The 12,435-nt window shown below is 70.8% G+C and carries 12 protein-coding genes; 1 reads left to right on the forward strand and 11 read right to left on the reverse strand.

Annotated features, from left to right (window positions below):
- Window positions 1-85 precede the first annotated feature (85 nt).
- The 3 genes from RKD05_RS12725 to RKD05_RS12735 all read right to left on the reverse strand — a co-directional run bounded on the left by RKD05_RS12725 (window position 86) and on the right by RKD05_RS12735 (window position 3,042).
- Window positions 86-1,138, reverse strand: coding sequence for a 2,3-butanediol dehydrogenase (locus RKD05_RS12725; RefSeq protein WP_424710474.1), 1,053 nt, complete (start codon window positions 1,136-1,138; stop codon window positions 86-88).
- Window positions 1,135-1,725: a TetR/AcrR family transcriptional regulator gene (locus RKD05_RS12730; protein ID WP_424710475.1), complete on the reverse strand. Its 591-nt coding sequence runs from the start codon at window positions 1,723-1,725 to the stop codon at window positions 1,135-1,137. Before RKD05_RS12730 ends, RKD05_RS12725 begins: the two co-directional genes overlap by 4 nt.
- Window positions 1,726-1,881: 156 nt before the next feature.
- Entirely contained in the window at window positions 1,882-3,042 is a 1,161-nt protein-coding gene (locus RKD05_RS12735; protein ID WP_424710478.1) for a glycoside hydrolase family 3 N-terminal domain-containing protein, read from the reverse strand.
- 88 nt (window positions 3,043-3,130) lie between these two features.
- Here RKD05_RS12735 and RKD05_RS12740 point away from each other — a divergent pair, with 88 nt between their 5' ends.
- Window positions 3,131-3,877 (forward strand): MerR family transcriptional regulator, encoded by a 747-nt coding sequence (locus tag RKD05_RS12740; protein ID WP_424710479.1) that lies wholly within the window; start codon window positions 3,131-3,133, stop codon window positions 3,875-3,877.
- Window positions 3,878-3,883: 6 nt separating this feature from the next.
- Here the strand turns inward: RKD05_RS12740 and RKD05_RS12745 are convergent, their stop codons facing one another.
- From RKD05_RS12745 to RKD05_RS12780, 8 genes are all read right to left on the reverse strand, one after another.
- The gene (locus tag RKD05_RS12745) at window positions 3,884-5,131 is read right to left on the reverse strand and encodes an LCP family protein (RefSeq protein ID WP_424710481.1); all 1,248 of its coding nucleotides are present in this window, start codon (window positions 5,129-5,131) and stop codon (window positions 3,884-3,886) included.
- Between the two features lie 76 nt (window positions 5,132-5,207).
- Entirely contained in the window at window positions 5,208-6,380 is a 1,173-nt protein-coding gene (locus RKD05_RS12750; RefSeq protein ID WP_424710484.1) for an ABC transporter substrate-binding protein, read from the reverse strand.
- Window positions 6,381-6,460: 80 nt separating this feature from the next.
- Window positions 6,461-7,243 carry an ABC transporter permease gene (locus RKD05_RS12755; protein WP_424710486.1) on the reverse strand — a complete coding sequence of 261 codons (783 nt, stop codon included), beginning with the start codon at window positions 7,241-7,243 and terminating at the stop codon, window positions 6,461-6,463.
- The gene (locus tag RKD05_RS12760) at window positions 7,240-8,031 is read right to left on the reverse strand and encodes an ABC transporter ATP-binding protein (RefSeq protein WP_424710489.1); all 792 of its coding nucleotides are present in this window, start codon (window positions 8,029-8,031) and stop codon (window positions 7,240-7,242) included. The genes RKD05_RS12755 and RKD05_RS12760 overlap by 4 nt, the downstream gene beginning before the upstream one ends.
- The gene (locus tag RKD05_RS12765; RefSeq protein ID WP_424710490.1) at window positions 8,028-9,005 is read right to left on the reverse strand and encodes an ABC transporter permease; all 978 of its coding nucleotides are present in this window, start codon (window positions 9,003-9,005) and stop codon (window positions 8,028-8,030) included. The genes RKD05_RS12760 and RKD05_RS12765 overlap by 4 nt, the downstream gene beginning before the upstream one ends.
- On the reverse strand, window positions 9,002-10,030 hold the full coding sequence (locus RKD05_RS12770; RefSeq protein ID WP_424710493.1) for a TIGR03842 family LLM class F420-dependent oxidoreductase: 1,029 nt from the start codon (window positions 10,028-10,030) through the stop codon (window positions 9,002-9,004). The genes RKD05_RS12765 and RKD05_RS12770 overlap by 4 nt, the downstream gene beginning before the upstream one ends.
- A gap of 11 nt (window positions 10,031-10,041) precedes the next feature.
- Complete coding sequence (gene hydA / locus RKD05_RS12775; RefSeq protein WP_424710494.1) at window positions 10,042-11,478, reverse strand: dihydropyrimidinase; 1,437 nt, start codon at window positions 11,476-11,478, stop codon at window positions 10,042-10,044.
- Window position 11,479: 1 nt separating this feature from the next.
- On the reverse strand, window positions 11,480-12,328 hold the full coding sequence (locus tag RKD05_RS12780) for a nitrilase-related carbon-nitrogen hydrolase (protein WP_022880083.1): 849 nt from the start codon (window positions 12,326-12,328) through the stop codon (window positions 11,480-11,482).
- Between the last annotated feature and the right edge of the window lie 107 nt (window positions 12,329-12,435).

Here is a 12,435-nt window from a genome sequence, read left to right on the forward strand (position 1 = left end):
ACCGAGTGACCCCGCGGCCCCGCCTGATGGTGGGGCTGCGGCTCACGGAACGAGGCGGCGCGGCGGCCGCGGCCCCGAACCGCCGTCACGGGGCGAGGAGGACCTTCACCTCGGTGTTGCGTCCGGTGCCGAGGAGGTGGCGGATCGCGCCGTCCACGGTGTTCTCGAGCGGGACCACGCTGCTGATCAGCGGCCGCGGGTCGATGGTGCCCGCGACGATGGCATCCACGACCTCCTGGAAGTCCTCGTCGGTGTACGCGAAGCTCCCGACCAGCCGCTTCTCGGTCGTGAGGAACAGGTTCGGGTCGATGGGGACGGGGTGGTGGAACTGCGCCACGACCACCGAGGTGCCGCCGGTGCGAAGCGCGTTCAGTGCTGGCAGGAGGGTGACGTCTCCCACGCCGGAGGCGTCGAACGAGACGTCGACTCCGCCTTCCGCGACGCTGCGGGCGTACTCCGCCGGGTCGGTCTCGCGCGGGTCGATCACGTCGGCGCCCAACTCCGCCGCGAGTGCACGCCGGGATTCGCTGATCTCGCTGACGACGACCTGTCGTGCCCCCTGGGCGCGGAGGCACAGCAGCAGCGCGAGGCCGATGGGCCCGGCGCCGATCACGAGCGCGGTCGAGCCTTCGCCGGCGCCCGAGACCTTCATCGCGTGCCACGCGACGGTCGTCGACTCCACCATCGCCGCGGCATCCGCCCCGATTTCGTTCGGGAGCCGGTGAGCCTGATCCTCCGCGACGACCACGTACTCGCTGTACCCGCCCCCGCCGCCGTTGATCCCCACGAATCCGAACTCGGCGCAGAGGTTCGGTTCGCCGCGACGACAGGCGGCGCAGGTGCCGTCCCAGACGTTAGGGCGCACCGCCACCAGGTCGCCGGGCCGGACCGAATCCACTCCGTCGCCGACCTCGACCACCGTGCCGGCGAACTCGTGCCCCAGCACGTGCGGACCCTCCTCGCCGAAGAGCGGATGCCGGTACTCGTTGGGAACGGGCGCGTACTGGAAGAGCGCGAGGTCGGAGCCGCAGACGCCTGTGCGCTCGACGTGGATCTTCACCTGCCCGGGGCCCGTTCGCGGCTCCTCGATGTCGTCGAGTCGCGCGTCTTCGGCGCCGTAGAGCCGGATTGCCTTCATGATGATCTCCGTTCTCCCGCCGGCATCGGCAGGGTCCTCTGGGTGAGTCCGAGCGCCTCCACGCGCTCGGCGAGAAGGGCGGCGGGGTCGGACTCGGATCCGGCCGCGTCCCGGAGGGCCGACAGCGCCAACGCGAGGAGGACCGTGGCGAGCCCGACCACCGTAGGGTCGTCGCCGTCTCGGTCGAGGAAGCGGGCGAGGTGGGGACGGAGCCGCGGAGCGGTCCGCAGCGTCTCGCTGTCCAGGACCGCGGTGAGCGACGGGCTGGCGAACACGATGGGCATCAGTTCGCGGGTCCGTTCCGTGAACATCCCGCCCGCCGCCGTGGCGAAGGCGGCGATGAACGCGACGTACACGTCCTCGGTAGCGTCCCGAGCGGCGAAGGTCTCGAGCAGCGTGTCGGTCGCGTCCCGCAGGAGCGGCCGCAGCAGATCCTCCTTCGCGGGGAAGTACCGGTGCCAGGTGCGCCGGGAGATCCCGGCGGCCTCGGCGAGTTCGGTGACGCTCGCCCGACCGTGGGTGTCGATGAGGCACCGCGTCGCGGCGAAGGAGGCGGCGAGGATGTCGTCGCGGCGGCGCGAGGTCATGCCGTCAGGCTACGCCCGTACTGGCACAAAGTGCCACCCTCTCCCGGCCACGACGCGCGCAGGGGTCTGCCCCCCACCGATAAACGCTGTCCACGCGCAGAAACGCCCTGCCGCACCGTTTCCGCCGAGGAATCGCGTTTATCGGTGAGGGGGGCGTCAGGGCATCGCGGCCTTGGCGGCCAGGACGCGGCGGGCGGCGGCATCCACCTTCGCGGCGAAGGCGGGGTCGGACTGAGCGCGCGAGAGCACGGCCTGCCGCATCTCGGGGTACACCGACGGGTCGGCCGAGACCAGCAGCAGGTCCACGCCGGCGTCGACCGCGAGCGTCGCGCGGTCGGCGGGCGACCAGGGCTGCACCTGCTGCGCGGCGGAGAGGTCGTCGGTCGTGATCACGCCGTCGAACCCCACCCGGCCGCGGAGCACACCGACCACCGTCGGCGAGAACGCCGCGGGCGCGTTCGGGTCGATTTTCGCGTAGATCGCGGTGGACAGCATCGCGACCGCCGGGCCCTGCGGCAGCACCGTGGAGTACACCCCGACGTCGGGGCCGTCGGCGGTGACGAAGTCGTCCGTCACCCCGGACGACGTGTCGGTGTTCTCACCCACGTGCCCGAGTCCGGGGAAGTGCTTGAACGTCGGGAGCACGCCGCCATCGCGCATCCCCTGAGCGAATGCGCCGGCCTTGGCGGCGACCGTCGCGGCGTCGTAGCCGTACTCGCGGTTCAGCTGCCCGATCGGCGGGTTGCCGCCGGCGGTCTCGGGGCTCGTGACGACGTCGGCGACGGGCGCGAGGTTCATGTTCACCCCCGCCTGGGCGAGCTGGCGTCCCCACGTCGCGGCGTTGGCGCGGAGCGTGGCATCCGCCTGCTGGCCCTGGTCGAGAGCGGACGGGATGCCATCGAACCCGGGCCCCGAGAGCACCTGGACGTCGCCGCCCTCCTGGTCCGTCGACACCCACAGCGCAGGCACCCCGGCGGGGACGAGGGAGGTGAAGCCGCTGACGAGGTCGGCGGTGGCCTGGATGCCGGCATCCGAACGCCCGTGGAGGAAGATGCCGCCGATGTGGTCGTCGCGCACCGCGGCGACGGTCGTCGCATCGGCGCCGTTCACCGACGTCCCGACCATGAACATCTGCCCGACTTTGTCCTCGAGGCTGAGGCCGGCGAGCGGATCCGGCGTCGGTGTCGGGGTGGGCGTGGGCGTGGGCGTCTGCGTCGTCGCGCTCGCCGTCGGCGTGGGAGCCGGTTCGGGAACGCAGCCCGTCAGCACCACGGCGGAGAGCAGGAGCAGGATCGTCGACCGCGCGATGTTCCTCACCCCTCGATCGTGGCGCATCGCGCGTCCCGCCGGGAGGATCCGTTCCGGGCTTGACTCTGCCGCTGCGTCAACCGACAGGGTGGATGCCATGAACGAATGGCCCATCGCCGAGGTCGCCCGCGCAGCCGGGGTGACCAGTCGCACGCTCCGGCACTACGAGGAGGTCGGGCTGCTCCGCCCGTCCCGCGTCGCGGCGAACGGCTACCGCTTCTACGGCGAACCCGAGATCGCGCGCCTCTACCGGATTCGCGCCCTGCGCGCCCTCGGCCTGCCGGTGCCCGACATCGCCCGGGCCCTCGCCGACGAGCAGTCGCTCGGGGAGACCATGCGCGCGCACGTCGCCGCGCTCGAGGAGGCGCGTTCCGCGATGGAGCGACGCATCACCGCGGTGAGGAGCGCCCTCGCCGCACTGGAAGAAGGGAAGGACATGGACATCGACGATGTACTCGCGGGGGTCGACGACTCGCGCTGGGAGGGCGAGGTGCGGGAACGCTGGGGAGACGACGCGTGGGAGCGCAGCGCCGCCCGCCGCGCCGCGATGAGTGCCGTCGAACGCCGGGCCGACGACGCGCACGGCCACGAGGTGATCGCGGCCGTAAGACAAGCCGCGGAGCGCGGCCTGGCCCCGGATGCCACGGAGTTCCAGGACCTCATCCGCACCCACCACGCTTGGATCGCCGAGCAGTGGGGGCGTGTGCCGGGTGCCGACGCCTACCGCGGCCTCGGCGACCTGTACGTGGACGATCCGCGATTTGCCGCGAACTTCGGCGGTGCGGAGCGGGCCCAGGTCGTGCGAGACGCGATGGCGGCCTACGCCGCCGCGCACCTCGACTGACCGCGGTCAGCCGTTCCCGGCGGAGCACGTGGCCTGGTCGGCCTTGGATCCGCTGATGTTGCTCGGCAGGTCGACCGTGCCGGGGCCGGTGCTCGCGCTCGCCGAGGGGTCCGGCGTCGCGGCATCCGGGGCGGTCTCCGTCGGGGTGGGGGTGGGTACCGACGGGTCGGCGATCACGCCGCCGTTCGCCCCCGCCTCACCCGTGAGGGTGAGCGCGGCGTTCCGTTCGAGCGCGTCCCACAGGATCGCGGCGGATGCCTCGTCGGGGATCACGCGGTTCGGGTCGGCCGGGTCGTCGACGACGGGGTACTGCACGAACGTGATGTCGTCGAACGGCACGTCCTTGAGCGTGTAGGCGAGCTGCGCGATGCGGATCGGGTCGGCCAGGCTCTGGCTCGGCGTGATGTTGTTCACCGCCGTGTTGGCGAGGCTGATGAGCGTCGCCGGGTTGGAGAGCACCTCGTCGCTGCGGAGCTTGTTGACCAGTCGCGAGAGGTACTGCTGCTGGTTGCCGATACGGGCGAGGTCGCTGCCGTCGCCGATGCCCTTGCGGGTGCGCAGGAACGCCAGAGCGTCGTACCCCGTGACGACCCGCGGTCCGGGCGGCCAGTCGATACCGGCATCCGGGTCGTCGATCCCCTCGCCGCCGATGCAGACCTCCACGCCGCCGATCGCGTCCGTGATGTTGACGACGTTGCCGAAGCTGACCTTCGCGGCGAACGGGATGCTCTGGCCGCTCAGTTCGGAGACGGTGTCGGCGACGCAGGAAAGACCGCCGTCCTCGTAGGCGCTGTTGATGGGGGCCTTGGACGCGCCCTCGAACTCCGACCCGTCGCTGCCGGTGCAGGCGGGGATCGGGATCTGCAGGTCGCGCGGGAAGGACACGACGGTCACCCGGCGCGGATTGGTGGAGACGTGCAGCAGCATGTTGACGTCGTTGCGCGAGCCCTCGTTGCCGGGATCGCTGCACCGGGCACCGAAGGCCTGCTTGACCTCGTCGTCGCATTCGTCGGTGCCGACGACGAGGAGCGAGAACGGCTGGTCGTACGTGCTCAGCGCCGGTGGCTGTGCGGGGGCATCCTTGAGCGGGACCGCGGCCTCCTGCAGGCGCTCGGTCAGCGACCAGGCGTAGAAGCCGCCCACGGCGACGGCGGCGACGACCGCGACGGTCAGTGCGATCGCCAGGGTCTTCGCTCCACGGCGCCACCCGGACTCGGGCTTACGGCGCGCGTGCTGCGCGGGGGGCTGCGTCATCCGGGTAGTCAACCACGCCGTTCCGGGAAAGAGGTGGAACGCGGGGCGGCCGGAACGGCGGCCGCCCCGCGCGGGATTACTGGCCGCCCTCGGTGAGGGTGACGTCGATCGGCGTGTAGTCGCCGTCCACGGTGACGCCCTCGTCCTTCAGCGCGCTCAGCGCCTTCTGGATGTAGTCGTTGGAGTACGCCGACGCCGGGGGCTCGGTGGTGATGAGGTTGAGGCCGTCCTGGTTCTTCGCGGCGAGCGCGCCCTTGACGGTCTTGTCCCACGCGGCGGAGTCGACGACACCGAAGTCGCCGCCGGTCCAGATGAGCTTGTTGACCTCGTTCATCTGCCACAGCTGGTGGGTCGGTCCCACGGGGAAGGCGCTCACGCCGGGGGCGGTCGCGGCCTTGTACGTGATGTCCGCGGCCTCCTTGGGGTTGTCGCGCGCGAAGACCCAGCCCTTGATGACGGCCTTGAGGAAGCGCGTGGCGGCGTCCGCGTAGGCGGGGTCGTCGGCGAGGCGCTTCGTGTCGGCCCAGATCGCGTCCTGGAGCATGGCGCCGGCGGTGTCCTCGTACGAGATGACGTTGATGTCGTCCATCGTGTACAGCTTCCCGGTGGCGGGGTTGACCGTCTCGAGCAGCTGCGCGAGCTCGTTGTAGGTCATCGCCTGGGCGGCATCCACGTCCTTGTCCAGGAGCGCGTTCATCGAGAAGTCCTGGGTCGTGATCTTGACCGTCGTGGCATCCAGGCCCTTGTCGGCCATCGCGGCGAAGATCTCCCACTCGTTGCCGAAGCCCCACGAGCCGATGCGCTTGCCTTCGAAGTCGTCGACCTTGGTGATGCCGGAGTCCTTCCACGACACCTGGGTCGTGCCGGACTTCTGGAACACTTGGGCGATGTCGGTGAGCTCGACGCCCTGGTTCTCCATGGTGCCGAGGACCTTCGGCACCCAGGCGACGGCGAAGTCGACGTCGCCGGCGACGAGGGCGTCCTGGGGCACGATGTCGCCGCCGGAGGGGACGACGTCGACCTTGCCGAAGCCCTCCTCCTGGAAGTACCCCTTGTCGAGGGCGACGTAGTAGCCGGCGAACTGCGCCTGCGGCAGCCACTGCAGCTGCAGCTTGACCGAGGTCAGCGGGGTGAAGTCGGCGCTCGATTCGGCGGGCGCGCTGGATCCGCCGGAGCAGGCGGAGAGGGCGAGGGATGCCACGGCGATCCCCGCGGCCGCGCTGAGGACGCGGCGTGTGCTGTGTGTCATGGGAGTCCTTTCGGGTGCGGGTGGTGCAGGTGTGGAGCGGTGGAACCTGTTCTGTCGAGGGCGGACGGGAAGGATGCCGGTCAGGCCGGCGGACGCCCCGCACCGAGGCGCCGTGCGACGACGCGTTCAAGCAGCGAGGTGACGAGGAAGAAGACGAGACCGATCACGATGCCGCCGCCCACGAACGCCCAGGCGAGGGCGGCGCGCCCCGACTTCGCGTAGGTGGCGATCGCGGTGCCGATGCCGTCGGAGGGGCCGCCGAAGTACTCGGCGACGAGGGCGGAGATCACCGCGAGCGAGGCGGCGACGCGGATGCCGGTGAGCAGGTACGGCAGCGCGGTGGGGAGGGTGAGGAAGCGGAACGTCTGCGCGCCCGACGCCGCGGTGGCACGGAAGAGGTCGCGCTGGACCGGGCGCGTCTGCCGCAGCCCCCGGAGCGTGTTGACGAACACCGGGACGAAGGCCGCGATGGCCGCGACCGCTTCGCGACCGAACTGGCTGGAGGCGCCGAACATCGTGTTGAGGATCGGGGTGATCGCGACGATCGGCACGACGGCGAGCGCGGCGACCAGGGGAGCGGTCATGCCGTCGACGGGGCGCCAGGTGGCGGCCAGGGCGGCCAGCGCGACGGCGAGGACGGTGCCCGCGACGAGGCCGACCAGCGCGTTGGTGCCCGTGACCGCGGCGGCCTCCACGATGAGCGGGAAGCGCTGGATGCCTTCGCCGAGGATCGCGACGGGGTCGGGGAGCATCCGCGGGGCGTTGCCCGACGCGACGTACGCGAACCACACGCCGAGCCCGAGGAGCCCGACGGCGACGGGCGCTGCGAACCGCAGCCAGGACGGGAGCCGGGTGGCGGTCATCGTTCGTTCGCCCGCTGCAGGGGAGTGCCGTGGAGCGCTTCGCGCACGGCCGTGACGCGCGTGAAGTACTCGGGCGATTCGCGGAGGGCCTCGTCGCGCGGGCGTCCGGGGCGGGTGTCGATCACGTCGGTGATGCGCCCGGGGCGCGGGCTCATCACGACGACGCGGTCGGAGAGGAACACCGCCTCGGGGATCGAGTGGGTGACGAAGACCACGGCGGCGCCGGTCTCGGCGGCGATGCGCGCGAGTTCGGTCTGCAGCCGCTCACGGGTCATCTCGTCGAGCGCGCCGAACGGCTCGTCCATGAGGAGCAGCTGCGGGGAGGCCGCGAGCGACCGGGCGATCGCGACGCGCTGCTGCATGCCACCGGACAGCTGGTCGGGGTAGCGGCCCACGAACTCCGACAGCCCGACGAGTTCGGCGAGTTCGGCGACGCGCGCGTCGCGGCGGGCGCGGCTCCAGCGGTGCAGCTCGAGCGGCAGCGCGATGTTCGCCGCGACCGTCCGCCACGGCAGGAGTCCCGCCTGCTGGAACGCGATGCCGTAGTCCTGGTCGATGCGTGCCTGGCGGGCCGGCTTGCCGAAGATGGCGAGGTCGCCCGTGCTGGGGGTGTCGAGGTCGGCGATGAGGCGCAGCAGCGTCGACTTACCGCAGCCCGAGGGACCGATCAGCGAGACGAACTCGCCGGCGGCGACGTCGAGGTCGACCCCCGTGAGGGCGGTCACCTCGCCACCGGTCGAGGGGAACACCTTCCCCACGCCTGCGGCGTGGACGGCGGGTGCGGTCATCGGATCTCCTCTCCGCGACGGAAACGGTGCAGGGTCACACCGATGAGCGCGACGCCCGCGGCGGCGACGAGCCCGATGGCGACGGTGCCGAACGTCGGCGCCCAGGGGGCCGCCGGGTCGGACGAGGCCTGCCCAGCGAGCTGGATGAGCATGCGCCCGATGCCGCCGCGCAGCCCGATCGACACCTCGGCGACCACGGCGCCGACGACGGCGGACGCGGCCGCGAGCCGGAGGGCGGGCAGCAGGTGCGGCACGGCGGCGGGGAGCCGCAGGTGGATCAGTGTCGCCCACCAGCCGGCCGCTCCCGCGTGCAACAGGTCGAGGTGCAGCGCGTCGGGGGCTTCGAGGCCGCGCAGCATGCCGATGGCGACGGGGAAGAACGCCAGGTACGAAGCGATCAGCGCGACCGAGAACCACTGCGGCCACGGGAAGACCCCAGCGCGGTCGATCTGGTTGCCGAGCGCGTTGACGACGGGGGCGAAGGCGATGAGCGGCACGATCTGGCTCACCACGATCCAGGGCAGCAGGCCCCACTCCACGAGCCGCCAGCGCTGCATGACGATGCCCAGGATGCCACCGACCACCACGCCGATGAGCCACCCGAGGGCCGCGAGGCCCAGGGTCGTGCCGGCGGCGTCGAGCACCGAGACGATCAGCGGCGGGGTGTCGCCGCCGCTCGTCGGCGCGAACATGCGAGCGACCATGTCCCACACGTGCGGCATCGCCCGGTCGTGCGTGCGGGGGAGCAGGATGACGCCGGATCCGGCGGAGCCGTCGCCGCCGACCGTGACGCCGTCGGCGGGGCCGAGCAGCTTGTACAGCTCCCACAGCGCCACGACCGCGGCGACCCCGGCGACGCCCCAGCCCACGCGGGCGAGGCCGACACCGCGATGGCGGCGGGCGCGTGGCATCCCACCCCCGTCGTCGGGGACCAGCGAGGTCACCGACCCCGGGGCGATCGCCTGATCGGTCACCGCTTTGCCGTCACCGGGGGAGTGAGCGCGGGGATCACGGTCTCGCCGTAGACCCGCATCGTCTCCTCCTTGTTGTCGTGCTGGAGGTAGCCGGCGAACTGCGTGACGCCCAGTGCCCGCAGCTTCTCGAGCTTGGCGATGTGCTCCTCGGCGGTGCCGAGCACGCAGAACCGCTCCACGATCTCGTCGGGGACGAAATCGACGTGGTCGTTGCTGCTCTTGCCGTGCGAGTTGTAGTCGTAGCCCGTGCGCCCCGCGATGTAGTCGGTGAGCGCCGCGGGGACGTCGGAGCCGTCGCCGTACTTCGCGACGATGTCGGCCACGTGGTTGCCGACCATGCCGCCGAACCAGCGGCACTGCTCGATCATGTGCACGCGGCTCTCCGGGGTGTCCTCGCCGATGTACATGGGGGCGGCGACGCAGAACGCGATCTCGTCGGGGTCGCGGCCGACGTTCTCCGCGGCCTGGCGGACCGTCTTGATCATCCACTCCGCGATGTCGAGGTCGGCGAGCTGCAGGATGAAGCCGTCGCCGACCTCTCCGGTGAGCTTGAGCGCGAGCGGACCGTAGGCCGCGACCCACACGTCGAGCTTCGACCCGCGGCTCCACGGGAACTGCAGCGTCGCGCCGTTGTACTCCACAGCGCGGGAGTTGCCGAGCTCGCGGATCACGTGGATCGACTCGCGCAGCGCCTTCAGCGTCGTCGGGCGTCCGTTGGTGACGCGCACCGCGGAGTCGCCGCGGCCGATGCCGCAGATCGTGCGGTTGCCGTACATCTCGTTGAGGGTGGCGAACGTGGATGCCGTGACGGTCCAGTCGCGGGTCGCGGGGTTCGTGACGAACGGGCCCACCGTGACCCGACGCGTGGCCGCGAGGATCGCCGAGTGCACGACGTACGGTTCCTGCCACAGCAGGTGCGAGTCGAAGGTCCAGACGTGGCTGAAGCCGTGCGCCTCGGCGAGCTGCGAGAGCTGCACCGTGCGGGCGGCGGGCGGGTTGGTCTGCAGGACGACGCCGAAATCCATGGGGTCCCCTCTCAGACCAGGTACTGGCTCAGGCCGCGCTTGACGAAACGACCGTCGCCCTTGGCACCGAGGTACGCGCCGTCGTCGACGACGACCTTGCCGCGGGAGATGACGGTGTCGACGTGTCCGTCGATCTCGAAGCCCTCCCACGCGGAGTGGTCCATGTTCATGTGGTGGGTCTTGTCCACCCCGATGGAGGTGTGCCCGGCCGGGTCGTACACGACGATGTCGGCGTCGGCGCCGGGGGCGATGACGCCCTTCTTGCCGTACATGCCGAACATCCGCGCGGGGGTCGTGCTGGTGAGCTCCACCCACCGTTCGAGCGTGATCTGACCCGTCACGACGCCCTGGTACATGAGGTCCATCCGGTGCTCGACCGAGCCGATGCCGTTCGGGATCGCCCGGAAATCACCGAGGCCCAGCGTCTTCTGGTCCTTCATGCAGAAGGGGCAGTGGTCGGTGGAGACCATCTGGATGTCGTTCGTGCGCAGCGCCTGCCACATGTGGTGCTGGTGGCCCTCGTGCTTCGACCGCAGCGGCGTCGAGCACACCCACTTCGCGCCCTCGAAGTCGCCCCACTCCTCGCTCGACGCCCCCAATTGATCCTCGAGCGAGAGGTAGAGGTACTGCGGGCACGTCTCGCCGAACACGTTCTGGCCGTTGTCGCGCGCCCACGCGAGCTGCTCGACCGCTTGCTTCGCGCTCACGTGCACGACGTACAGCGGCGCGCCGGTGAGGTTCGACAGCATGATGGCGCGGTGCGTGGCCTCCTCCTCCATCTGCCACGCGCGCGCGACGCCGTGGAAGTACGGCGAGGTCTTGCCCTTCTCGACCAGCTGCTCGGCGAGCACGTCGATGACGGGGCCGTTCTCGGCGTGCATCATCGTCAGGAGTCCCGTATCGGCCGCCACCTGCATCGCACGGAGGATCTGCGCGTCGTCGGCGTAGAAGACGCCCGGGTACGCCATGAACATCTTGAAGCTCGAGATGCCCTCGTCGATGAGGCCGGGCAGAGCCGCGAGGGAGTCGGCATCCACCCCTCCGACGATCTGGTGGAAGCCGTAGTCGATCGCACAGTTGCCCGCCGCGAGTTCGTGCCAGTGCGCGAGGCCGTCCTGCACGCGCTCGCCGGCGCGCTGCACGGCGAAGTCGACGATCGTCGTGGTGCCGCCCCAGGCGGCGGCGCGGGTGCCGGTCTCGAACGTGTCCGACGCGCTCGTGCCGCCGAACGGCAGCTGCATGTGGGTGTGGGCGTCGATGCCGCCGGGGATCACGTACTTCCCGGTCGCGTCGATCACCCGATCGACGGATGCCGCGAGGTCGTGGCCGAGCAGCGTCGAGCCGGGCGCGAGGACGGCGGCGATCGTCTCGCCGTCGAGGAGGACGTCGGCGGCGGAGCGCCCGGTCGCCGAGACGACCGTGCCGCCGGTGAGGAGGGTCGTGGTCATCTCACGCCTCCACGATCTCGCCGTAGGTGTCGGGACGACGGTCGCGGTAGAACTGCCAGTCGTCGCGCATCTGCTGCACGAGGTCGAGGTCGAGGTCGCGGATGAGGATCTCCTCGTGCTCGTTCGACCCGAGCGCCCCGACGTGGTTGCCGCGCGGGTCGATGACCTGGCTCGTGCCGTAGAAGGTCACGGCCTCGTCGCCGTACTCGTTGTCCTCGCGACCGACCCGGTTGGGCTGCAGCACGAAGTAGCCGTTCGCGACGGCCGCGCACGGACCCTCGACCTCCCACAGCCGGTTCGACAGGCCGGGCTTGGTCGCGTTGGGGTTGAAGACCATGTGCGCGCCGTTCAGGCCCAGCTCGCGCCAGCCCTCGGGGAAGTGGCGGTCGTAGCAGATGTACATGCCGACCTTGCCGACGGCGGTGTCGAACACGGGGTACCCGAGGTTGCCCGGGCGGAAGTAGAACTTCTCCCAGAACTTCTCGACGTGGGGGATGTGGTTCTTGCGGTACTTGCCGAGCACCGTGCCGTCGGCATCCACGAGCACCGAGGTGTTGTAGTAGACGCCGGTCTGCGCCTCCTCGTAGATGGGGAGGACCGTGACGATGCCGAGCTCCTTCGCGAGCGCGGCGAACCGCTGGACGATGGGCCCGTCGGCCGGCTCGGCGTACCGGTAGTACTTCTGGTCCTGGGTGATGCCGAAGTAGGGGCCGTAGAACAGCTCCTGGAAGCACAGGACCTCGGCGCCCTGCGCCGCGGCATCCCGCGCGAACTGCTCGTGCTTGTCGAGCATCGATGCCTTGTCGCCGGTCCAGGTGGTCTGCGTGATCGCGGCGCGTACCGTCGTCATGGTCCCCTCGTTCCTCGGGGCCGTCGTGGCTCGCCTCCGTCGTCGCCGACGGGCGAGGGCCCCAGTTCTGTTACTGTCGCGCCTGAACATTTCTCCACGATTTCCAC

Origin of the sequence: Microbacterium sp. SLBN-111 (assembly GCF_049739645.1) — a bacterium.
Taxonomy (GTDB): Bacteria; Actinomycetota; Actinomycetes; order Actinomycetales; family Microbacteriaceae; genus Microbacterium.